The sequence below is a fragment of the Streptococcus sp. 53 genome (assembly GCF_013276565.1).
Classification (GTDB): Bacteria; Bacillota; Bacilli; order Lactobacillales; family Streptococcaceae; genus Streptococcus.
In genome coordinates, this window is record NZ_VMLG01000004.1 from 264,952 (window position 1) to 290,152 (window position 25,201).

A 25,201-nucleotide genomic window follows, 5' to 3' on the forward strand; every position below is an offset into this window, starting at 1 on the left:
GGTCAGTACACACGAAAGGCTAAACTTGAAATCAAAAAACGCACCATATCAAAAACTAAAAAGTTTGATATCATGCGTCATGTCTTAAACTAATTGACTATACTTTCTATTCAAATGAGCTTTTAACCAATTGATTGAACCAATCCACTCTTAAAACCAAAGAGCAATTTCTCGCTTAGCTGACTCTTCTGAATCTGAACCATGTACAACATTTTGAATAGCTTGGTTTTCACTAGCAGCTTTTGCAAAATCACCTCGAATAGTCCCTGGTAAAGCTTCTTCTGGACGAGTCGCACCCATCATGGTCCGCCAAGTTTCGATTACTTTGGGACCAGAAATGATACCTACAAGAACCGGTCCTGAAGTCATAAATTCACGAATCGGTGGGTAAAAACTTTGACCAACCAAGTCCTGATAGTGCTGGTCAATTAACCCTTCTGAAACCTTTGTACGCAACTCCAATTTTTCGATTGTAAATCCACGTTGTTCGATACGTTTCAACACTTCACCAACTAGTCCTCTTTTTACACCATCTGGTTTAATGATAAAAAATGTTTGTTCCATCCCTGTCTCCTTTGTCAGCTTCTTTCTTTTATACTCTTCGAAAATCTCTTCAAACCACGTCAACTCTATCTGCAACCTCAAANNCTTCGTCAGTTCTATCTACCACCTCAAAGCAGTGCTTTGAGCAACCTGCGGCTAGTTTCCTAGTTTGCTCTTTGATTTTCATTGAGTATTATTTTACCACATTTTATGGAAAAATAGAGAAAATTTTCAGAAAATAAAAAGAGAACCCGAAGGCTCTCTCATTCTCTTTTATTCTACTGTTTCTTCCACAGTTTCAACGGTAGTATCCACAACTACTTCTGTTGTTTCTTCATTTCCTTCTTCCTCTACTGGAGGATTAAGGTATTCTTCTTCATTGATAGCATGTGGTTCAAGGTTACGGTAACGAGCCATACCAGTACCTGCTGGGATGATCTTACCGATGATAACATTTTCTTTAAGTCCAAGGAGATGGTCTTTCTTACCACGGATAGCCGCGTCAGTAAGGACACGGGTTGTTTCCTGGAAGGAAGCCGCTGACAAGAAACTGTTGGTTTCAAGTGAGGCTTTGGTAATTCCCATAAGGACTGGGCGACCTGTCGCTGGAACTCCACCTGCGATAAGGACATCTTTGTTAGCATCTGTAAAGTCATTGATATCCATGAGGGTACCCATGAGAAGATCTGTGTCACCTGGATCCATGACACGGACTTTACGGATCATTTGACGAACCATTACCTCGATGTGTTTGTCACCGATTTCTACCCCTTGGCTACGGTAAACTTTTTGTACTTCACCGAGAAGGTACGTTTCAACTGACAAGACATCACGGACTGCAAGGAGACGTTTTGGTTGGATAGAACCTTCTGTAAGAGCAGCACCACGCGCTACTTGGTCTCCAACTTCAACACGCATACGAGCGGTAAATGGAACGACATATTCACCTTCGCCAGTTTCACCCTTAACAAAGACTTTCTTAGTACGAGTTGATGCATCTTCTTCGATAGCTGTAACTTGTCCTTTAACCTCTGTGATAACCGCTTCCCCTTTAGGATTGCGGGCTTCAAAGATTTCTTGTACACGAGGAAGACCCTGAGTGATATCGGTATTTGAGGCAACCCCACCCGTGTGGAAGGTACGCATTGTAAGCTGTGTACCAGGTTCCCCGATAGATTGGGCAGCGATTGTACCAACTGCTTCACCAACTTCAACCGCATCACCAGTCGCCAAGTTGATACCATAACAGTGACGGCAGACACCATGACGAGTGTTACATGTAAATACAGAGCGGATAGTCACTTCTTCCACACCAGCATTCACAATTTCACGCGCCTTGTCTTCTGTAATCAACTCATTTGGACCGATAATCACTGCACCAGTTTCTGGATGTTTAACAGTTTTCTTAGTGTAACGACCGTTGAGACGTTCTTCTAGAGACTCAATCATCTCTTTTCCTTCTGCGATAGAGCGGATCAAGAGACCACGGTCAGTTCCACAGTCGTCCTCACGGATGATAACGTCTTGGGCAACGTCAACCAAACGACGAGTCAAGTAACCTGAGTCGGCTGTCTTAAGGGCCGTATCGGTCATACCTTTACGGGCACCGTGAGTTGAGAAGAACATTTCGAGTACTGACAAACCTTCGCGGAAGTTTGAAAGGATTGGCAATTCCATGATACGTCCGTTCGGAGCCGCCATCAGACCACGCATACCGGCAAGCTGTGAGAAGTTTGAGATGTTACCACGGGCTCCAGAGTCCATCATCATAACGATTGGGTTCTTAGGATCTTGGTTGGCAATCAAGCGTTTCTCAAGTTTTTCACGGGCAGCACGCCATTCAGCTGTAACGGCATTGTAACGCTCGTCGTCTGTGATCATACCACGACGGAATTGTTTGGTGATTTGTTCTACACGTTTGTGTGATTCTTCAATGATTTCAGCCTTGTCATCAACGACTGGGATATCGGCGATACCCACTGTCAATCCTGCAAGAGTTGAGTGGTGGTAACCGAGGTTCTTCATGCGGTCAAGTAGAGCAGAAGTTTCTGTCGTACGGAAACGTTTGAAGATTTCAGCGATGATATTTCCAAGATTTTTCTTCTTGAATGGAGGGTTGAGTTCAAGTTTGCTGATTGCTTCCTTGATATCTCCACCAAGTGGCAAGAAGTATTTAGCTGGAACGCCTTCTGTCAAGTTGGCATTGTTTGGTTCTTGCAAGTATGGTAGCCCCTCTGGCATGATGTCGTTGAAGAGGATTTTACCAACTGTTGTGAGCAAGACCTTATGTTTTTGCTCTTCTGTCCAAGGCTTGTTGAGGCTGTCTGTTGCGATACCAACACGTGAGTGGAGGTGAACATAACCATTACGGTAAGCCATAACCGCTTCGTCACGGTCTTTGAAGACCATTCCTTCACCTTCACGACCAGCTTCTTCCATGGTCAAGTAGTAGTTACCCAAAACCATGTCCTGAGACGGAGTAACAACTGGTTTACCATCTTTCGGGTTCAAGATGTGCTCAGCAGCTAGCATCAAGATACGAGCTTCTGCTTGGGCTTCTTCTGAAAGCGGTACGTGGATGGCCATTTGGTCCCCGTCAAAGTCGGCATTGTAGGCTTCACAGACAAGCGGGTGCAAGCGAAGGGCCTTACCATCAATCAAGACTGGCTCGAAGGCTTGGATACCCAAACGGTGAAGGGTCGGTGCGCGGTTCAAAAGCACTGGGTGTTCTTTAATCACTTCTTCAAGAATATCCCAGATACGCTCATCTCCGCGTTCCACCAAGCGTTTAGCAGCTTTGACGTTTTGCACGATATCACGCGCAACGATTTCACGCATAACGAATGGTTTAAAGAGCTCGATTGCCATTTCACGTGGCACACCACATTGGTACATCTTAAGAGTTGGACCAACGGCGATAACTGAACGTCCTGAGAAGTCAACACGTTTACCAAGCAAGTTTTGACGGAAGCGTCCTTGTTTACCTTTAAGCATGTGGCTCAATGATTTCAGTGGACGGCTACCTGGTCCTGTGATTGGACGACCACGACGACCATTGTCAATCAAAGCGTCAACCGCTTCTTGAAGCATACGCTTCTCATTTTGAACGATGATACCTGGTGCATTCAACTCAAGCAAACGAGCCAAACGGTTGTTACGGTTGATAACACGGCGGTAAAGGTCGTTCAAGTCAGATGAGGCAAAACGACCACCATCCAACTGCAACATTGGACGAAGATCTGGTGGAATAACCGGAAGGATGTTGAGAATCATCCATTCAGGCTTGTTTCCAGACTTGTAAAAGGCATCCAAAACATCCAAACGACGGATGGCTTTGACACGTTTTTGTCCAGTCGCTGTTTTCAACTCTTCTTTGAGTTCAGCAATTTCTTTTTCAAGATCTACTTGTTTCAATAGGTCTTGGATGGCTTCGGCACCCATTTTGGCAACGAATGATCCATAACCATACTCACGCAAGCGCTCACGGTATTCGCGCTCTGTCATGATAGACTTGTGCTCAAGTGGTGTATCCTTTGGATCAATCACCACATAAGCCGCAAAGTAGATCACTTCCTCGAGGGCACGAGGGCTCATATCAAGGGTCAAGCCCATACGGCTTGGAATCCCCTTGAAGTACCAGATGTGAGATACAGGAGCTTTCAATTCGATATGTCCCATACGCTCACGACGAACTTTTGTACGCGTTACTTCAACCCCACAACGGTCACAAACAATTCCTCTGTAACGAATGCGTTTATACTTACCACAAGCACATTCCCAGTCTTTTGTAGGACCAAAGATAACTTCATCAAAGAGTCCTTCACGTTCTGGTTTCAAGGTACGGTAATTGATTGTTTCAGGTTTTTTGACTTCTCCATAAGACCATGAACGGACTTTGCTTGGAGAAGCTAGGGTGATTTGCATACTTTTAAAACGATTTACATCAACCACTATTTCTTCCCTTTCTATTCTAAGTGAACTGCTTATTCTTCTTCAGCAGCTTCTTCTGTTGCTTCCGCTTTTGTTGCTTTCTCAGCTTCTTCAGCTTCAAAGGCTGCTTTAGCCTCTTGTGCTGCTTTTTCGCGGGCTTTTTCAAGGTCATCTACGTGGATGACATCTTCGTCCATTCCTTCATCCAAGTCGCGAAGTTCCACTTCTTGGTCATCTTCGTCTAGGACACGCATGTCAAGACCAAGAGATTGCAATTCTTTGACAAGAACTCGGAAGGATTCTGGAACACCTGGTTTTGGAATTGGTTTTCCTTTTGTAATAGCTTCATAAGCTTTCAAACGTCCGTTGATATCGTCAGACTTGTAAGTCAAGATTTCTTGAAGGACATTTGACGCACCGTAGGCTTCAAGAGCCCAAACCTCCATCTCACCGAAACGTTGTCCACCAAACTGAGCTTTACCTCCGAGTGGTTGTTGGGTAACAGTTGAGTAAGGTCCGACAGAACGCGCATGCAATTTATCATCAACCATGTGGTGGAGTTTGATCATGTACATGACTCCGACAGAAACACGGTTATCAAATGGTTCACCAGTACGGCCATCGTAAAGGATTGTTTTGGCATCACTATCCATACCTGCTTCTTTAACGGTTGACCAAAGGTCTTCAGAACTTGCTCCGTCAAAGACTGGTGTTGCAATGTGGATACCAAGAGTACGAGCCGCCATACCAAGGTGGAGCTCCATAACCTGACCGATATTCATACGTGATGGCACCCCAAGTGGGTTCAACATGATGTCGACTGGAGTTCCGTCTGGAAGGTAAGGCATATCTTCTACAGGAACAATACGAGAGACAACCCCTTTATTTCCGTGACGTCCGGCCATCTTATCTCCGACCTTGATCTTACGTTTTTGAGCGATGTAAACACGAACCAGCATGTTAACACCTGATTGCAACTCATCTCCATTTGCACGTGTAAAGATCTTAACATCACGAACGACACCATCGGCACCGTGTGGTACACGAAGAGAAGTGTCGCGCACTTCACGAGACTTGTCTCCGAAAATAGCGTGCAAGAGACGTTCTTCAGCTGAAAGGTCTTTCTCACCCTTAGGTGTTACTTTACCTACAAGGATATCACCTTCTTTAACCTCAGCACCGATACGGATAATACCCATTTCGTCAAGGTCTTTAAGGGCATCTTCCCCAACGTTTGGAATTTCGCGAGTGATTTCTTCAGGCCCAAGCTTTGTATCTCGTGTTTCTGATTCGTATTCTTCAAGGTGAACAGATGTGTAGACATCATCTTTAACCAAGCGTTCGCTCATGATAACAGCATCCTCGAAGTTGTAACCTTCCCAAGTCATGTAGGCAACGATTGGGTTTTGTCCAAGCGCCATTTCTCCATTTTCCATAGAAGGTCCGTCAGCGATGAAATCGCCTTTTTCAACGACATCGCCAACTTTTACGAGAGTACGTTGGTTGTAGGCAGTACCTGAGTTTGATCGACGGAATTTTTGGATGTGGTAAACGTCCAATGAACCATCTTCACGACGAACTTCTACCTTGTCAGCATCTGCATAGGTAACTTTACCGTCATACTGAGCAATCACAGCAGCTCCTGAATCGTGGGCTGCTTGGTATTCCATACCAGTACCAACGTAAGGTGCCTGAGGATTGATCAATGGCACAGCCTGACGTTGCATGTTGGCTCCCATGAGGGCACGGTTGGAGTCATCGTTTTCCAAGAAAGGAATACATGCTGTCGCAACGGCAACTACCTGTTTTGGTGAAACGTCCATGTAGTCAACAATATTAGCTGGATACTCTTGGTTGACCCCTTGGTGACGTCCCATGACAATCTTCTCAGCAAAGGTTCCATCTTCATTCAGACGAGAGTTAGCCTGTGCTACAGTAAATTCATCTTCTTCATCGGCTGTCAACCAAACGATTTCGTTCGTGACAACACCTGTTTCACGGTCAACCTTACGGTATGGTGTTTGAACAAATCCATATTTGTTCAAGTGTCCGTAAGATGACAAGTTGTTAATCAAACCGATGTTAGGTCCTTCAGGTGTCTCGATTGGACACATACGACCGTAGTGAGTGTAGTGCACGTCACGTACTTCATATCCAGCACGGTCACGTGTCAAACCACCAGGTCCCAAGGCTGACAAACGGCGTTTGTGAGACAACTCAGAAAGTGGGTTGTGTTGATCCATGAACTGTGACAACTGTGATGAACCAAAGAATTCTTTCACCGCAGCTGTTACCGGACGGATATTGATGATTTGTTGTGGTGTCAAGACTTCATTGTCCTGAACAGACATACGTTCACGGACATTACGTTCCATACGAGAAAGTCCAAGACGTACTTGGTTAGCAAGCAATTCACCAACCGCACGGATACGACGGTTTCCAAGGTGGTCGATATCATCTACACGACCAAGTCCTTCAGCCAAGTTGAGGAAGTAGCTCATTTCAGCAAGAATATCTGCAGGAGTGACGATACGAACCTTGTCATCTGGATTGGCATTACCAATGATAGTTACGACACGGTCTGGATCAGTTGGAGCAACAACCTTGAATTTTTGAAGAACAACTGGCTCAGTCACAACAGCTGCATCATTTGGAATGTAAACAATCTTGTTCAAATCACCATCCAAATGGCTTTCAATGCTTTCAATCACACTACGAGTCATGATTGTACCAGCTTCTACCAAGATTTCTCCTGTTTCAGGATCTACCAATGGCTCCGCAATTGTTTGGTTAAGCAAGCGTGTTTTGACATTGAGTTTTTTGTTAATCTTGTAACGACCAACGGCTGCCAAGTCATAGCGACGTGGGTCAAAGAAACGAGCCACAAGCAAGCTACGTGAGCTTTCAGCAGTCTTAGGCTCACCTGGACGAAGGCGTTCGTAAATTTCTTTCAAGGCTTCGTCTGTACGAGAATCCATTGGATTCTTGTGGATATCTTTTTCAACAGTGTTGCGAACCAATTCGCTATCACCAAAGATATCAAAGATTTCATCATCACCTGAGAAACCAAGCGCACGAACCAAGGTTGTAAATGGAATCTTACGAGTACGGTCGATACGAGTATAGGCGATATCTTTTGAGTCGCTTTCAAGTTCCAACCAAGCTCCACGGTTAGGGATAACAGTTGAACCGTAGCCCACTTTACCGTTTTTGTCTACTTTGTCGTTAAAGTAAACACCTGGTGAGCGGACCAACTGAGATACGATGATACGTTCACCACCATTGATGATAAAAGTACCCATTTCTGTCATGATTGGGAAGTCACCAAAGAAAACTTCTTGGGTCTTGATTTCGCCTGTTTCTTTATTGATCAAGCGGAAGGTTACAAAAATTGGTGCTGAGTAGCTAGCATCATGGATACGAGCTTCTTCTAGCGTGTATTTTGGTTCCTTGATTTCATATCCAACAAATTCCAACTCCATTGTGTCTGTGAAGTTTGAAATTGGCAATACATCTTCAAACACTTCCTTCAGACCATGGTCTAGGAAATCTTTGAATGAGTCAGTTTGAATTTCAATCAAATTTGGTAAGTCAAGAACTTCTTTAATTCTTGAAAAACTACGACGGGTACGATGTTTCCCGTATTGAACGTCATGTCCTGCCAAGATGATTCTCCTTTGTAAATAAGTTCCAAGCCTTGTCAATCAGGCTTTCTAATCGTCATATGGTTGTAAAACCCCTATCACCGTGTCCCTTTGATAAATTTTCAGAATCTTTAAGTCTTTGTTACAAGTACTCAAAATACTGAAAAAAAGCACAAAAAGAGCAGCTAAATCTGACTTTTTCAGAAGATTTAACTGCTGTGAGCCTTGTCTGGACAATATTTCAGACAAAACCTACGACAAATGATTACTCACATTATACCCTATTTAGCTAGATTTTTCAAGGGATTCTGTAGATTTTTGGTAATTTTTTTCGTAGGTAACTTCTCAAAGTAACTTCTACTTACCTAACCGAAGTGGAAATTAGTCTAAAACGGATTTTTATGGTGGAATTAAGTATGAGACGTTTGAAAATATTTTAATAGCAACAACGTACTATTCTAGTTTCAATCTGCTATAGAAGTTACCCTTTTCATCTTTTCATTCTCTCAAAAGTCAATCATAAAAGAGGAGAAATCGAAGTTCCTCCTCTTCACTGTTTACTATCGAATCAAGTAAATCAAATTGTTACTCATTCACAATTTTTTCATCAACTTTAGGGTTTAGAGTTGTTCCCCAATGTGTAATTGTACGCTGTTGTACTAGTGGTAAGTCTGTGCGGTTGTAAACTGTACGCCATGGTTCCCATACAAGACCCGTCTTTTCTTGAACCTTGATACGAAGATTACGGACATTTCCTTTAAATTGAATCTCTGTTTGGAAGCCTGAAGTTCTGTTTTTTCCGTTATCTTCCCATTGACGTGAACGAATTTCTGGATTTCCTTGTTCATCATATGTAATTTCATCCCAATAGATGTAGTAGCGCGCAACATAAGCACCCTTATGATGAAGTTTCAAGAAGCCATTTTTGTAAGAAGTAACCTTCGTTTCGATATAGTCTGTACTATTTTGTAAAGTTGCTTGGGCATTATCTTTTAGGAAGGCAGTCTTATATGAGATTGGCACAGCTGGACTTTGAGCGCTAAAGTTGGCTCCTTCTCTGATGAGTTCCTTCAAGTTTTCGACTGTTCCTGTGACAACTTTGGCAGCACCGCTAGCATTACCTCCTACAATTACCGCTGTTACAGAAGTATTCTTCAATAGACGGCTCCATTCAGAATTTGGAGCAATTGTTGCGCCTTTGATAACCGCATTGATAGCTGCTTTTAATTCAGTAGACTTACTTGTTGACTCAAACTTAACATAGATTTGACGTCCGTAAGAAACGTTTGATACATATACAGGTGGAGTTTGTGAATCAACGCCTCTTTGTTTTAAATCTTCAGGTGTCACACTCTTGTCAAATACAGCTGCTGGATTGGTCGGTGCATCAAATGTCGCTGTATAGTAGATTTGTTTAAAGTTTACAACTTCAATTTGCTTTTCACCCTTTTGCACAGCCTCAAAGTCAATCTTGAGCGGTGCGCCTGCTTTTTCAAAGTCTGCACCAAATTTTGCTTTCAATTGATTCATGCTATAGGCTGTAGTTGATTCATACTGAACACGGGCAGGAACGGAATGGCTAGATGAGTAATTCTTTGTCCATCTTTCAACCAAGGTATTCATCGCAGACTGCATACCACTAGTTGTAGGATCTGCTTCAATTCGGCTGTCAGACTGAATCATACCAGGTAAATCGACGCTGACTGTCCCCTTTGCACGGGCAAGACTAATCAATTCTGGCTGATTTTCTAGCAGATTTTGGTTTGCCTTATACAAGCCACCTAGGAAGACATTTTGATTTCCATTGATGGAAACATCTGCTGTGCCTGTAGAGAGGGTTTTCTTGATTTTTTCTACAATGACAAACTCTCCATTTTGTTCCTTAGCACTTGTGTTGTAGCGATTTTCTAAGGATTCTCCCTTGCGAGTTAAAATATCCAAAGGATTATAAGTTAAGCCAAAAAGGTAGTCTTTCAATGCTGATGTTTGATCTACTACCGGTGCAGTTCTATCCTGTCCAACTTGAGTTGTTGCTGAACGGAATACTTCCACTTCTGCCAAGCTCAATGGGGTATTTTTAGTTTTCAACTCCACTTTTACATAACGAGCGCCTTTGGCGGTGAAGAAAACTTCAAGTTCTGCCTTCCCATTCAAACTATCAAAGTGTTGACGAGCAACTTCTTGTTTTGCTTCATTTAACAAAACAACATCAAAATTGGAAAGACGATTAGCTACATTCCCATCTCCACGATTGTAAAGTTTAACTTTTCCAACATTCTCTGTTTTTCCGAGATCAACTTGCCACCAAGCATTGTCTTCAAAGTTTGTATGCGTTACAGAATGGTGCCCATAGTCACTGTCAACATTACCATCCACTGCTCGTGTAGCAGCTCCTCCATAAGCAGTAGAACTTTGACTAGCTTGTTTTCCACGAGCGATGTTTTCTGTCTCAACTGGACGATTCCCTTGCTCTGTAGCCAAAGCTACTCCCTGAGCGCTCAATAAAAAGGCCGCAACAACAGCACTACACACACCGAGTCCACACTTTTTGACAAAGCGATGCAAACGTTTTTCTTGATTCATTCCTTATTCCTCCGTTTTTAAATGAATACGTTTTCCTATTTGTCTATAGTCTATCAAATTTCAAGTAAAAGTCAAGCACAAACCAGCAAAAAGTCAAGAAAATAAGAAGAAAACGTTTGCTGAATTTTTCTGATATTTTCTTTAGATTTCCAGTAAATGCTATAGTTTGGAAACTAGATAAAACTTGAGAAGCGCTAGCTTTTTCTCTTCCTATTTATAATTTCGCTAGATGAACTTTTTAAAGAAATATTAGAAATCAATTTCTGAATAAAAATAGCTGAGAACACCTCATCTTCCTAATAATACGGCTTTGCTTATGTGACATTTTTATCTCCATCATTTATACTGATGTATAAAATAGTACGGAAAACTTCTCAAAAGTAAGAATTTCTTTTACAAATCAAAGAAAACGCTTGCACTATTTCCTACTGCATGCTATACTGGTATAAAAATTTATTGATTGGAGAATCATTATGAGAAAAACACCAGCTCAAACTGAGAAAAAAATGGTTTACAGCATCCGTTCCCTCAAAAATGGAACTGGTTCTGTCCTTATCGGCGCAAGCCTTGTCCTACTTGCCATGGCTACACCAACTATCTCAGCCGACGAAAGTACACCAACCACTAACGCAAGTAATAGTGAAACTACTACTGCCCTTGCCCAACCTCTTACTGATACAGCAACGAGCTCTGGCAAGAACGAAAGCGATTTTTCTTCACCCGTAAATGCAAACGCTTCCCTAGAGGAAAAAGAAGAAAAACCTGCAACAGAGCCAACAACTCCTGCTGCAACTCCAGCCGATTCAGCACCACAAACTGGACAAGATCGTTCAAGTGAACCAACTACTTCTACTAGTCCAGTAACAACTGAAACTAAGGCAGAAGAGCCAATCGAAGACAACTACTTCCGTATCCATGTCAAAAAACTTCCTGAAGAAAACAAGGATGCTCAAGGACTTTGGACTTGGGATGATGTTGAAAAGCCTTCTGAAAACTGGCCTAACGGAGCCTTGTCCTTTAAGGATGCCAAAAAAGATGACTACGGCTATTACCTAGATGTCAAATTAAAGGGAGAACAAGCCAAGAAAATTAGCTTCCTCATCAACAATACAGCTGGAAAAAATCTAACCGGCGATAAATCTGTAGAAAAACTAGTTCCACAAATGAACGAGGCTTGGTTAGACCAAGATTACAAGGTTTTCTCTTACGAACCACAACCTGCAGGTACTGTTCGCGTCAACTATTACCGCACTGACGGCAACTATGACAAGAAATCTCTCTGGTACTGGGGAGATGTAAAAAATCCAAGTAGCGCTCAATGGCCTGACGGAACAGACTTTACAGCTACAGGCAAATACGGTCGCTATATCGATATTCCTCTTAAGGATGCCGCCAAAGAATTTGGATTTTTGCTATTAGATGAGAGCAAACAAGGAGACGACGTGAAAATCCGTAAAGAAGATTATAAGTTCACAGATTTGAAAAATCATAGCCAAATTTTCCTAAAAGACGATGACGAATCGATTTACACAAATCCATACTATGTCCATGATATCCGTATGACAGGAGCCCAACACGTAGGTACTTCTAGCATTGAAAGTAGTTTTTCAACACTTGTCGGTGCTAAAAAAGAGGATATCCTCAAACACTCCAACATCACTAATCACCTGGGAGACAAAGTAGCTATTACTGATGTCGCAATCGATGAAGCTGGTAAAAAAGTGACCTACAGCGGAGATTTCTCTGACACAAAACATCCCTATACTGTTAGCTACAATTCCGACCAATTCACTACCAAAACAAGCTGGCGCCTTAAAGATGAGACTTACAGCTATGATGGCAAACTTGGAGCTGACCTCAAAGAAGAAGGAAAACAAGTTGATTTAACCCTTTGGTCACCAAGTGCTGATAAGGTTTCTGTTGTTGTCTACGACAAGAATGATCCTGACAAAGTAGTTGGAACTGTCGCTCTTGAAAAAGGAGAAAGAGGAACTTGGAAACAAACTCTAGATAGCACAAACAAACTAGGAATCACTGATTTCACTGGATACTATTATCAATACCAAATCGAGCGTCAGGGTAAAACTGTTCTTGCACTCGATCCTTACGCTAAATCTCTTGCTGCTTGGAATAGTGATGATGCCAAGATTGACGATGCCCATAAAGTGGCTAAAGCTGCCTTTGTAGATCCAGCCAAACTAGGCCCCCAAGACTTAACTTATGGTAAGATTCGCAACTTTAAATCGCGCGAAGATGCTGTCATCTATGAAGCTCATGTGCGTGACTTCACTTCAGATCCTGCCATCGCAAAAGATTTGACTAAACCATTTGGTACCTTTGAAGCCTTTATCGAAAAACTAGACTATCTCAAAGACTTAGGTGTGACCCACATCCAGCTCCTTCCAGTCTTATCTTACTACTTTGTCAATGAATTGAAAAATCATGAACGCTTGTCTGACTATGCTTCAAGCAACAGCAACTACAACTGGGGATATGACCCTCAAAACTACTTCTCATTGACTGGTATGTATTCAAGCGATCCTAAAAATCCAGAAAAACGAATCGCAGAGTTTAAAAACCTCATCAACGAAATCCACAAACGTGGCATGGGAGCTATCCTGGACGTAGTGTATAACCATACAGCCAAAGTCGATCTCTTTGAAGACCTAGAGCCAAACTACTACCACTTTATGGATGCTGACGGAACACCTCGAACTAGCTTTGGTGGTGGACGTTTGGGGACAACTCACCATATGACCAAACGGCTCCTAGTTGATTCTATCAAATACCTAGTCGATACCTACAAAGTAGATGGATTCCGCTTCGATATGATGGGAGACCATGATGCGGCTTCTATCGAAGAAGCTTACAAGGCTGCACGCGCCCTCAATCCAAATCTCATCATGCTGGGTGAAGGTTGGAGAACCTATGCCGGTGATGAAAACATGCCTACTAAAGCAGCTGACCAAGATTGGATGAAACATACCGATACTGTCGCTGTCTTCTCAGATGACATCCGTAACAACCTCAAGTCTGGTTATCCAAATGAAGGTCAACCTGCCTTTATCACAGGTGGCAAGCGTGATGTCAACACTGTCTTCAAAAATCTCATTGCTCAGCCAACCAACTTTGAAGCAGACAATCCTGGAGATGTCATCCAATACATCGCAGCCCATGATAACTTGACCCTCTTTGACATCATTGCCCAGTCTATCAAAAAAGACCCAAGCAAGGCTGAGAACTATGCTGAAATCCACCGTCGTTTGCGACTTGGAAATCTCATGGTCTTGACAGCTCAAGGAACTCCATTTATCCACTCTGGTCAGGAATACGGACGTACCAAACAATTCCGTGATCCAGCCTACAAGACTCCAGTAGCAGAGGACAAACAACCAAACAAATCTCACTTGTTGCGTGATAAGGATGGCAATCCATTTGACTATCCTTACTTCATCCATGACTCTTACGATTCTAGCGATGCAGTCAACAAGTTTGACTGGACTAAGGCTACAGATGGAAAAGCATATCCTGAAAATGTCAAGAGCCGTGACTATATGAAAGGGTTGATTGCCCTTCGTCAATCTACAGATGCCTTCCGACTTAAGAGTCTCCAAGATATCAAGGATCGTGTCCACCTCATCACTGTCCCAGGTCAAAATGGTGTGGCAAAAGAAGACGTAGTGATTGGCTACCAAATCACTGCTCCAAACGGAGACATCTATGCAGTCTTTGTCAATGCGGACGAAAAAGCTCGCGAATTTAACTTGGGAACTGCCTTCGCCCACCTCAGAAATGCTGAAGTTTTAGCAGATGAAAACCAAGCAGGGCCAGTCGGAATTGCCAACCCGAAAGGACTTGAATGGACTGAAAAAGGCTTGAAATTGAATGCCCTTACAGCTACTGTTCTTCGAGTCTCTCAAAGCCGTCCAGCTATGGAAGATAAACCAAAATCTGACCTTCCGAATTCTAGACAAGAACAAGGTCAAGGTCAAGAGCAAAGTACAAGCGATATTCCAAACCGATCAAACAAACCTGAACATCAAAATCCAGATCCAACTCCACAAGCTAAACCTGATTCTGCAAAACCAGATGCGAAAGTAGCTAATACAGAAGATAAATCTAGCCAAGCTCCAACTGATTCACAAGCTTCACAACCACATAAGGACAATAATACTCAATCACTTCCATCTACGCATACTCAAACTATTGTCACTTCCTATACTCCAGCTTATACAAATAAAAGACCAGAAACTCCAAATCAGACAACTAAAGCTAGTTGGAAACAAGAAAATGGCATCTGGTATTTCCATAAAGCAGACGGTTCTCTAGCTACTGGTTGGATCAAAGATGGAGATACTTGGTATTATCTAAAAGATGATGGCTCTATGTCAACTGGTTGGGTAAAAGATGGCAATGTTTGGTACTTCCTAAATAGTAACGGCTCTATGTCAACCGGTTGGGTTAAGGATGGAGATACTTGGTACTATCTTGAGCCATCAGGAGCTATGAAAGAAAATCAATGGTTTGAAGTTTCTGGCAAATGGTACTATGTTGATTCATCAGGTAAACTTGCAGTTAATACAAGAGTTGAAGGCTATTTGGTCAATGAAAACGGTGAATGGGTCAGCTAAAACTGCTACTGTATAACCTTTGCATAGCTAGATATAACTAATTCAAATACAGGAAGCTCAACGAAAACAAACTCCTGTTGGCAGGAATCAGTCTCCTTGCCCTTCTAGGTCTCGGTTTCTTACTAAAAAACAAAAAAGAGAACTAAACTAGCCCTCCTATAGAACAATCCCCCCAAGCCTTGACGCTCGGGGGATTGATTTTTGTACAATATTTGCCGTCATAATAAACTTGATTAGGATTTTTTATTTAGCCTCTTTCATGGCAAAATAAGCCCGTACTTTGGGTGCTACTTGCATTCCGAATAGTTCAATAGCTCTCAGGACTTGTTCATGAGGCATGGAACCAAGCGGTAGATGGAGCATGAAACGGTCCAAACCTAAATCCTCAATAATGCGAATCAATTTTTCGGCCACCTGATCTGGATTGCCCACAAACATGGCGCCATTTGGCCCAACTTGCTCCAAATATTGCTCATAACGCAATTCCTGCCAGTGCGGACGATCTTTAGAAATAGCATCCACCACTTGCTTGGTCGGATGGAAATAATCTTTCACCGCCTGCTCGCCATCTTCAGCAATCCATCCCCAAGAATGGGCCCCAACCTTTAGTTGATGACTGGCATGGCCCGCTTCGCTTCCAATCTCACGATAAGCCTGAATCAACTTTTTAAAATAACGAGGGTTACCACCAATAATGGCATAAACAATCGGTAGACCAGCCTGAGCAATCTTCACTGTTGATTCGACATGACCACCTGTCGCTACCCACAAGGGCAATTTGTCCTGAACTGGACGAGGATAAACTTCTTTGCCAGATATTGTTTGAGTCAATCGCCCTTTCCAGTCTAGCTTTGTTTTTTCATTGACTAACTGGAGCAAGTCTAATTTCTCATCAAAGAGGGCTTCGTAGTCTTTCAAATCATATCCAAACAAGGGAAAAGATTCCGTGAAAGAACCCCTTCCAGCCATAATCTCCGCACGTCCATTTGACAAAGCATCGATAGTGGCATATTGTTGGAACAAGCGAATCGGATCCATGCTCGAGAGAATACTAACTGCGCTGGTCAAACGGATTTTCTTGGTATTGACTGCCCCAGCTGCTAGTACAATCTCTGGGGCTGATACTGCAAAGTCCTCTCGATGGTGCTCGCCAATCCCATACACATCCAAACCAACCTTATCAGCCAGCTCAATCTCCGCCACCAACTGGCGAATGCGTTCGGCATGACTGTAAGTCTGTCCAGTCCCTTCAAGCTCCGTTGTTTCCCCAAATGTTGAAATTCCCAATTCTACCATATCCATTCTCCCTATCTACTCTGTCCTTCAATTTGAAAAATTATTCTAACACGAATCATGAGTACAAGCAACCAATTTGCTCACAAGAAAAAGCCTAGATAACTAGACTTTTTAGCTTATTCTACCGTTACTGACTTAGCAAGGTTACGTGGTTTGTCCACATCAAGTCCACGGTGAAGGGTTGCAAAGTAAGCGACCAATTGTGTTGGTACGACCATTGAGATTGGTGAGAGGTAAGGGTGTACAGTCGTAAGGACGATATCGTCTGTATCTTTGGCAACATTTTCTTCTGCAATAGTGAGAACCTTCGCACCACGGGCTGCCACTTCTTGGATATTTCCACGAGTATGGTTGGCAAGGACTGGATCTGACAAGAGCGCCAAGACAGGTGTTCCTTCTTCAATCAAGGCAATGGTTCCATGCTTGAGTTCTCCTGCTGCAAAGCCTTCACACTGGATGTAAGAAATCTCTTTGAGTTTAAGGCTTGCTTCCATAGCTACGTAGTAATCTTGACCACGCCCAATATAAAAGGCATTGCGAGTTGTTTCAAGAAGATCACGAACCTTGGATTCAATGGTTTCTTTCTCTGAAAGAGTTGATTCGATAGACTGAGCTACGATTGACAACTCATGCACCAAATCAAAGGCTTGCGCTTTATCATTGCCGTTTGCTTCACCGACTGCTTTTGCAAGGAAGGCAAGGGCTGCAATTTGCGCTGTATAGGCCTTGGTTGATGCCACGGCAATTTCAGGACCTGCATGAAGAAGCATGGTATGGTTGGCTTCACGAGAAAGAGTTGAACCTGGGACGTTTGTCACTGTCAAGCTTGGGATTCCCATTTCATTAGCCTTGACCAAAACCTGACGGCTATCCGCTGTTTCACCAGACTGACTGATAAAGATGAAGAGTGGTTTCTTGCTGAGAAGTGGCATACCGTAGCCCCACTCAGATGAGATTCCAAGTTCAACTGGCGTATCTGTCAATTCTTCCAACATTTTCTTAGAAGCAAATCCTGCGTGGTAAGATGTCCCAGCTGCAAGGATGTAAATACGGTCTGCGTCTTGAACGGCCTTAATAATAGCAGGATCAACCACTACTTGACCAGCCTCATCTGTGTAGGCTTGGATAAGTTTACGCATAACAGTTGGTTGCTCATCAATTTCCTTGAGCATATAGTAAGGGTAAGTTCCCTTACCGATATCTGACAAGTCAAGTTCAGCAGTGTAGCTAGCACGCTCACGACTATTACCATCATAGTCTTGAACTTCCACACTATCAGCCTTGACGATTACTAACTCTTGGTCATGAATTTCCATGTATTGGTTGGTCTCACGAATCATAGCCATAGCATCTGAGCAGACCATGTTATAACCTTCACCAAGACCAATCAAAAGTGGTGATTTATTTTTAGCTACGTAGATGACTTCAGGATTTTGTGAGTCAACCAAGGCAAAGGCATAAGAACCACGGATGATGTGAAGAGCTTTTTTGAAGGCTTCAAGAACTGACAAGCCATCTTCTTCCGCAAATTTTCCAATCAAGTGAACGGCGATTTCCGTATCTGTTTGCCCCTTGAAGTGGTGCCCCGCAAGGTATTCTTCCTTGATTTCAAGATAATTCTCAATCACCCCGTTGTGAACCAAAACAAAACGTTCTGTCTCAGAGCGATGTGGGTGAGCATTGTCTTCCGTTGGTTTTCCGTGAGTAGCCCAACGAGTATGTCCGATCCCAGTTGTTCCCTCAACACCAGCTGTCTTGGCAGACAATTCTGCTATACGACCAACAGCCTTGACTAGATGGTTTTCAGCACCACCTAGGACAAAAATCCCCGCAGAATCATAGCCACGGTATTCGAGCTTTTCAAGCCCTTGAATCAAAATATCAGTTGCATTTGTGTTTCCAACAACACCAACAATTCCACACATAGTATATACGACACAGGCAAGCTGTGCTTTCTCCTTAAATTGGTATAGTCTAATTCCTCTTTTATAGAATCAGCAAAAACAGTATATACTTGTTTCTTTCACTTGTCAAGAGTAAAAATTGGTATAGTTCAAATTAACTTTTTTGTAACCAAAAAACTCTGACCAATTAGTACAATCAGTCAGAGTCTTTTTTTAAAATCCATTATTGTCGCTTAGTTCCTTGAACCAGTGCCCTGATTTCTTCAGACGACGTTCTTGCGTTTCCAAGTCTAATTCGACCAAACCATAGCGATTTTTATAACTGTTGAGCCATGACCAGCAGTCAATAAAGGTCCAAATCAAGTAGCCCTTACAGTTGGCTCCATCTTCAATGGCACGGTACAGTTCACGAAGATGACCTTTTACAAAGTCAATACGGTAATCATCTTGAATCATTCCATCTTGACGGAATTTTTCTTCCCCTTCAACACCCATGCCATTCTCAGTCAACATCCACTCGATATTGCCATAATTTTCCTTGATATTTTGGGCAATATCATAAATCCCTTGCTCATAAATCTCCCAGCCACGATGAGGATTGATTTTACGCCCAGGCATCACATAAGGCTCGTAAAAATGTTCTGGTAAGAGTGGACTCTCTGGATGCTTAGCAAATCGAGGAGCCATAACACGCAAGGGTTGATAGTAGTTGACACCAAGGAAGTCCACTGTATTGTCACGAATGAGCTTCAACTCCTCCTCTGTAGCATCAGGCAAGAGACCGTATTCATGCAAGATTTCTACCAACTCCTGTGGATAAGTCCCCAAGACAGATGGATCTAAGAAAGATTGGGCCTGAAAAAGGGCCGCAATACGAGCTGCCTTGACATCAGCAGGATGCTGGCTACGTGGATAAGCCGGTGTCAAGTTGAGGACAATCCCAATCTTGGAATCAGGCAAAAGTTCATGGCAAGCCTTAACAGCCCGGCTGCTGGCCAATTGTGTATGATAGGCTACCTTAACAGCTGCCTCTGCATCCACCTTATGTGGATAATGTGCATCATAAAAATAACCAAATTCTACAGGAACGATGGGCTCGTTAAAGGTAATCCATTGATCCACTAAATCTCCATAAGTCTCAAAACAAAAACGAGCATAGTCTTCATAGGCTGAGACTGTCGCCTTATTTTCCCAACCATCACCAGCTTCTTGAAGGGCAAAAGGCAGATCAAAATGATAAAGATTGACTAAAAGACGAATCCCTTTGGCCTTAATAGCCTCAAAGACCTTACGATAAAAATCCACACCTTGAGAATTGACTTCCCCACGCCCTTGTGGAAAAATCCGTGACCACTGAATAGAAGTCCGAAAGGCCGTGTGACCAGTCGCTAACAAAAGCTCAATATCCTGTTCCCAATTTTCATAAAAGGTTGATGTCTTATCTGGACCAATCCCATTATAGAAACGATTTGGCTCCACTTGGTACCAGTAATCCCAGAGATTATCTCCCTTACCGTCACCAGCTAAACGCCCTTCTGTCTGCGGTCCAGAAGTAGAGGATCCCCAGACAAAATCCTTTGAAAATCTTAGCATACATTTACCTCTTTATCTACTCATTTTTCCCATTATACAGAAAAAACAAGGTAAAAACTAGTTACATTTTTTCCTTGTTTTTCTTCTGATTATAGTTTTTATTTCTTGCTGAGGATTTCAAGCGTTTCAAGCAAGTTATCTGCATGAACTTCGATAGTATCACCAGTCGCTTTAATCTTCACTTCTACGATGCCATCAGCCGCTTTTTTACCAACAGTAATACGGATTGGCAATCCAATCAAGTCGCTGTCGCTGAATTTGACTCCGACACGTTCATTACGGTCATCTGTCAAGACTTCGTAACCAGCTCCCATCAAGCTTGCTTCAAGCTTTTCTGTCAAGGCTTGCGCTTCATCATCCTTGACATTGACAGTAATCAAGTGCACATCAAATGGTGCCAATTCTTTAGGGAAATTGATTCCCCAAGCGTAACGGTATTCACCTTTTGGCGTTTTATTAACAAAGAGACGAGCGTGTTGCTCCATCACTGCTGAAAGGAGACGGCTGACACCGATACCGTAACATCCCATGATAATTGGCACAGCACGGCCATTTTCATCCAAGACATCTGCTCCCATGCTTGCTGAATAGCGAGTACCGAGTTTGAAGATGTGACCAATTTCGATACCACGTGCAAAGTTCAAAACACCTTGTCCGTCTGGGGAAATTTCACCCTCACGCACTTCACGAATATCCACATATTCTGCTGTGAAGTCACGACCTGGGTTCACACCAGTCAAGTGGTAGCCATCTTCGTTAGCACCGACAACTGCATTGCGAACATCTTGCACCTTACGATCTGCAATAATTTTAATATTCTCTGGCAAACCAACTGGGCCAAGTGAACCAAATCCTGCTTGAACAACATTTGCAATTTCTTCTTGGCTAGCAACGTCAAAGAAATCTGCTCCCAAGTGGTTTTTCAACTTGACTTCGTTGAGTTGGTCATTTCCAACTAGAAGGGCTGCAACAAGCTCACCATCTGCCATGTAGAAGAGGGTTTTAATTGTTTGTTCTTCTGGGACGTTTAGGAAGGCTGCAACTTCATCGATTGATTTAACATCTGGCGTTGCAACACGAGTCACTTCTTCTTCAGCGACAACACGGTTGCTTGGTTTGTACTCGTTTGTTGCCATTTCTAAGTTAGCTGCATAGCTAGACTCACTTGAGTAGGCAATGGTATCTTCACCAGAAACCATCCATTTAAGCAATTCTGCCTTGATTTCTTCTTGCACTTCTGCAGGAATTTCGTCAAATGAGGCAACTGACTTGTCCAAGACAACCCAGCGGTCAAGGTCTGTACGAGCAGGTGTAATAGCCATAAATTCTTGGCTGTCCTTACCACCCATGGCTCCCCCGTCACCAATGATAGCCTTGAAGTCTAAACCACTACGAGTAAAAATACGCTCATAAGCAGCCTTATACTCATCATAAACACTGTCCAAGCTATCATAGTTAGCGTGGAAACTGTAAGCATCCTTCATGATGAACTCACGTGTACGGAGAAGTCCATTACGTGGGCGTTTTTCATCACGATACTTGGGCTGAATTTGATAAAGATTAAGCGGCAATTGCTTGTAAGACTTAACAGAATCACGGACAATAGCTGTAAAGGTTTCTTCGTGAGTTGGACCTAGGATAAAGTCTGATTTTTCACGGTTTTTTAGTTTGTAAAGGTCTTCACCATAAGTTTCGTAACGACCTGATTCGCGCCACAATTCTGCACTGAGGAGGGCAGGAGCCAACATCTCAACGGCACCAATCTTGTCGAATTCTTGGCGCATGATATTTTTAGCTTTTTCAATCACACGATTAGCAAGTGGTAGATAAGAATAAACACCTGCTGAGACTTGACGAACATAACCAGCTCGTAACATAAGAGCATGGCTGATAACTTGAGCATCGCTTGGCATTTCGCGAAGCGTTGGGATAGGCATTTTACTTTGTTTCATAATATTCCTCGATTATCTAAAAAAGAGTCGCATAATGTCATTCCAGGTCACAGCAATCATCAAGACAACCATGATGACCACTCCGGCCAAGGTGACATAAGTTTCAATTTCTTGTTTCAATGGTTTGCGGCGGATGGCTTCTAGGATATTGAGCACAATCTTACCACCATCCAGAGCTGGAATCGGAATAAGATTAAAAATCCCGATATTGATGGAAATCATTGCCAAGAAGTACAAGACATTCTCAATTCCATTTTTAGCAGCATCACTACTTGCCTTAAAGATGGCAACAGGTCCACCTAGCTTGTTCAAATCCGGTTGGAAAATCAGATTTTTCAATGCTGAGAGAATTCGTAGGGCCGAGTCAGCAGCAGTTGTAAAACCACCTACAAACATAGATAGAAAATCTGACTTAATCCCCGGTTGAACACCTAGAAGGTAACGGCCTTGACTTTCTTCGGGTGTAACAGTGACTTGTTTGTCACTCCCATTTTCAAAAATAGTCACATCCAAGGTCGGGGCCGTCTTACCTTTGGTTTCTGTTTCCACAGCCTGAATCAAACTTTCCCAGTTGCTAATCTCATGTGAGCCAATCTTGGTAATTTGTGCCGTTTCTGGCACTCCCACCTTAGCCAAGGCCCCTTGGGGCATGACATGGAACTGATTGGTATCAACATCTCTGACACCACCCTGCATGAAGATTAAAATCCAAAAAACAACGACACCTAAGATAAAGTTGTTCATAGGGCCTGCAAAATTGGTAATGAGTTTGCCCCAGATAGTCGCATTTTGATATTGAACATCCAAAGGAGCAATCCGAACCTCAGTACCATCTGCTTCCACAACCGTTGCATCGTGATCCACTGCAAATGTTTTTTCTTCTTCCAGAACCAATCCTTTGATAAAGAGCTTGTCTTCAAAATCAAACTGGGTCACCTGCATAGGAAGAGCTGTTTGATCCAATTTTTTACCTGAAAGATTGATGCGTTTAACCTTACCATCATCAGCAAGGGTCAAACTGACAGGAGTTCCTGTCTTGATTTCAGTTGTATCATCACCCCAACCAGCCATGCGAACATAGCCACCCAGAGGCAAGATTCGAATGGTATAGGCCGTTCCATCCTTGCCAATATGAGCAAAGATTTTGGGTCCCATACCGATGGCAAATTCACGCACTAGAATCCCTGATTTCTTGGCAAAGTAGAAGTGTCCGAACTCGTGCACCACCACAATAATCCCAAAAACCAGTATAAAGGTTAAAATTCCGAGCATAGTATTTCCTCCGTCTTTTGATTAAAAGAGTCCAAACAAGTGCATGATTGGAAATACAAGCAACATACTATCAAAACGATCCAAAACACCACCATGTCCAGGGATAAATTTCCCAGAATCCTTAACACCAAAGTGACGCTTGATCGAACTTTCTAGTAAATCACCAAATTGTCCAGCAATGCTAAAGAAAATAGCAAAGACTGACATCTTGTAAATTCCATACGGAAGAGCAACTGTACTGTCAAACATCATAAAGATGATGGTTACTAAAATAGCACCTAAAATACCACCCAAGGCACCCTCAAAGGTTTTATTTGGAGAAACTGTCGGAGCTAATTTTCGTTTACCATAGTTCATCCCAACAAGATAGGCACCACTGTCTGTTGCCCAAACAATACACAAGGCTAATAGTGCCTTATCTAAACCTGCAATTCTAGCATCTAATAGAGCATTAAAACCAAAGCCCACGTAGAAACTCATAGCAAGCGGGAAAACAGCATCCTCAATCGTATAGGACTTGCTAAAAACGGTCGTTCCCAACATGATTGAAATCAAAACACTATAGGCAACCACATTCCCATCAACTGGTAAAAAAGTTAGATAATTCTCCAAGGGAATGGTTAAGGCAAAGGTTGCAAAGAGGGTCAAGAGGCCCTCCATAGTCATGGTCTCTAGACCTCTCATCTTCAAAAGTTCATGCATGGCTAGCATGGCTATGATTCCAATTGCTATCTGAAGCAAGAGTCCCCCAATCATTAAAATCGGTAGGAAAATAGCCAGGGCAATCCCTGCAAACAAGGTTCTTTTCTGTAAATCCTGTGTCATATTTCCTCCTAAACTCCTCCAAATCGGCGATGACGACGATTGTAGGCAAGAATGGCTTCCTGCAAGGCCGCCTCGTCAAAATCAGGCCACAAGGTGTCCGTAAAATAGAGCTCACTATAGGCTCCCTGCCATGGAAGGAAATTGCTCAAACGCAATTCTCCACTAGTACGGATAATCAAGTCTGGGTCTCGTAAGTCCTTAGGCAAATGCTGGGTGAAGAGATAGTTGCCAATCAATTCCTCTGTAATGTCACCTGGGTTGATTTTGGCATCTAACACATCCTGAGAAATCAACTTAAGAGCCTGTGTAATCTCAGCACGTCCACCATAGTTGAGGGCAAAATTAAGAATCAAACCTGTGTTGTTCTTAGTCAATTCCTCAGCCTTGGTCAGAGCTTCAAAGGTTTGCTTAGGCAGGCGGTCCGTTTCGCCAATCATTTGAATCTTAACATTATTCGCATGCAATTCCGGGACATAATTATCATAAAACTCTACTGGCAAGTTCATGATAAACTTGACTTCCTGATCTGGACGGGTCCAGTTTTCTGTAGAAAAAGCATAGACCGTAATAACCTTGACGCCTAGTTTGTTGGCTGCCTTGGTCACAGTTTGCAATGCTTCCATACCCGCCTTGTGTCCAAAAACTCGCGGTTGCATACGTTTTTTAGCCCAACGGCCATTGCCATCCATGATGATGCCGATATGAGCAGGAACCTGTGTCGGAACCTCTACTTCCACAGCCTTATCTTTATTAAAAAATCCAAACATGATCTTATTCCTATTCAAAAATCTATCGTTTCATTATACCATATTTCCCCATTTTCTTCTATCACTAAGCTATTTATACTCTTCGAAAATCTCTTCAAACCACGTCAGCTCTATCTGCAACNNTTTGAGCAACCTGCGGTTAGCTTCCTAGTTTGCTCTTTGATTTTCATTGAGTATTATTCTCAGGCACAAAGCCCATTTTTCAAAAAAATAAGCCGCCTGATTGGGCGACTCTATTTTTTAGGCTCTATAATATTTGTA

General features: G+C 42.8%; 12 protein-coding genes. 1 reads left to right on the forward strand and 11 read right to left on the reverse strand.

Annotation, left to right across the window (positions count from 1 at the left end):
• Nucleotides 1-150 precede the first annotated feature (150 nt).
• The 4 genes from ndk to HT722_RS01860 all read right to left on the reverse strand — a co-directional run bounded on the left by ndk (nt 151) and on the right by HT722_RS01860 (nt 10,700).
• On the reverse strand, nt 151-564 hold the full coding sequence (gene ndk, locus HT722_RS01845; RefSeq protein WP_173277187.1) for a nucleoside-diphosphate kinase: 414 nt from the start codon (nt 562-564) through the stop codon (nt 151-153).
• 252 nt (nt 565-816) lie between these two features.
• Nucleotides 817-4,494, reverse strand: coding sequence for a DNA-directed RNA polymerase subunit beta' (rpoC, locus tag HT722_RS01850; protein WP_173277189.1), 3,678 nt, complete (start codon nt 4,492-4,494; stop codon nt 817-819).
• A gap of 32 nt (nt 4,495-4,526) precedes the next feature.
• Nucleotides 4,527-8,138 carry a DNA-directed RNA polymerase subunit beta gene (rpoB, locus tag HT722_RS01855; protein ID WP_173277191.1) on the reverse strand — a complete coding sequence of 1,204 codons (3,612 nt, stop codon included), beginning with the start codon at nt 8,136-8,138 and terminating at the stop codon, nt 4,527-4,529.
• A 564-nt stretch (nt 8,139-8,702) separates the two neighbouring features.
• Entirely contained in the window at nt 8,703-10,700 is a 1,998-nt protein-coding gene (locus HT722_RS01860) for a thiol-activated cytolysin family protein (RefSeq protein WP_173277193.1), read from the reverse strand.
• A gap of 473 nt (nt 10,701-11,173) precedes the next feature.
• Between HT722_RS01860 and HT722_RS01865 the strand changes: the two genes are divergently transcribed.
• Entirely contained in the window at nt 11,174-15,331 is a 4,158-nt protein-coding gene (locus HT722_RS01865) for a pullulanase (protein ID WP_240146909.1), read from the forward strand.
• A 243-nt stretch (nt 15,332-15,574) separates the two neighbouring features.
• Here the strand turns inward: HT722_RS01865 and HT722_RS01880 are convergent, their stop codons facing one another.
• The 7 genes from HT722_RS01880 to HT722_RS01910 form a co-directional block, all read right to left on the reverse strand.
• Nucleotides 15,575-16,627 carry an LLM class flavin-dependent oxidoreductase gene (locus HT722_RS01880; protein ID WP_173277196.1) on the reverse strand — a complete coding sequence of 351 codons (1,053 nt, stop codon included), beginning with the start codon at nt 16,625-16,627 and terminating at the stop codon, nt 15,575-15,577.
• 116 nt (nt 16,628-16,743) lie between these two features.
• A complete protein-coding gene (gene glmS / locus HT722_RS01885) occupies nt 16,744-18,552 on the reverse strand; it encodes a glutamine--fructose-6-phosphate transaminase (isomerizing) (protein WP_173277198.1) in 1,809 nt (602 codons plus the stop codon).
• Nucleotides 18,553-18,744: 192 nt separating this feature from the next.
• On the reverse strand, nt 18,745-20,124 hold the full coding sequence (gene bglA / locus HT722_RS01890) for a 6-phospho-beta-glucosidase (protein ID WP_173277200.1): 1,380 nt from the start codon (nt 20,122-20,124) through the stop codon (nt 18,745-18,747).
• A 98-nt stretch (nt 20,125-20,222) separates the two neighbouring features.
• Nucleotides 20,223-22,076: a proline--tRNA ligase gene (locus tag HT722_RS01895; RefSeq protein WP_173277201.1), complete on the reverse strand. Its 1,854-nt coding sequence runs from the start codon at nt 22,074-22,076 to the stop codon at nt 20,223-20,225.
• Nucleotides 22,077-22,088: 12 nt separating this feature from the next.
• Nucleotides 22,089-23,348, reverse strand: coding sequence for an RIP metalloprotease RseP (rseP, locus tag HT722_RS01900; protein ID WP_173277203.1), 1,260 nt, complete (start codon nt 23,346-23,348; stop codon nt 22,089-22,091).
• A 21-nt stretch (nt 23,349-23,369) separates the two neighbouring features.
• Nucleotides 23,370-24,173 (reverse strand): phosphatidate cytidylyltransferase, encoded by an 804-nt coding sequence (locus tag HT722_RS01905; protein ID WP_000189853.1) that lies wholly within the window; start codon nt 24,171-24,173, stop codon nt 23,370-23,372.
• An 8-nt stretch (nt 24,174-24,181) separates the two neighbouring features.
• Complete coding sequence (locus HT722_RS01910) at nt 24,182-24,940, reverse strand: isoprenyl transferase (RefSeq protein WP_173277205.1); 759 nt, start codon at nt 24,938-24,940, stop codon at nt 24,182-24,184.
• Nucleotides 24,941-25,201 lie beyond the last annotated feature (261 nt).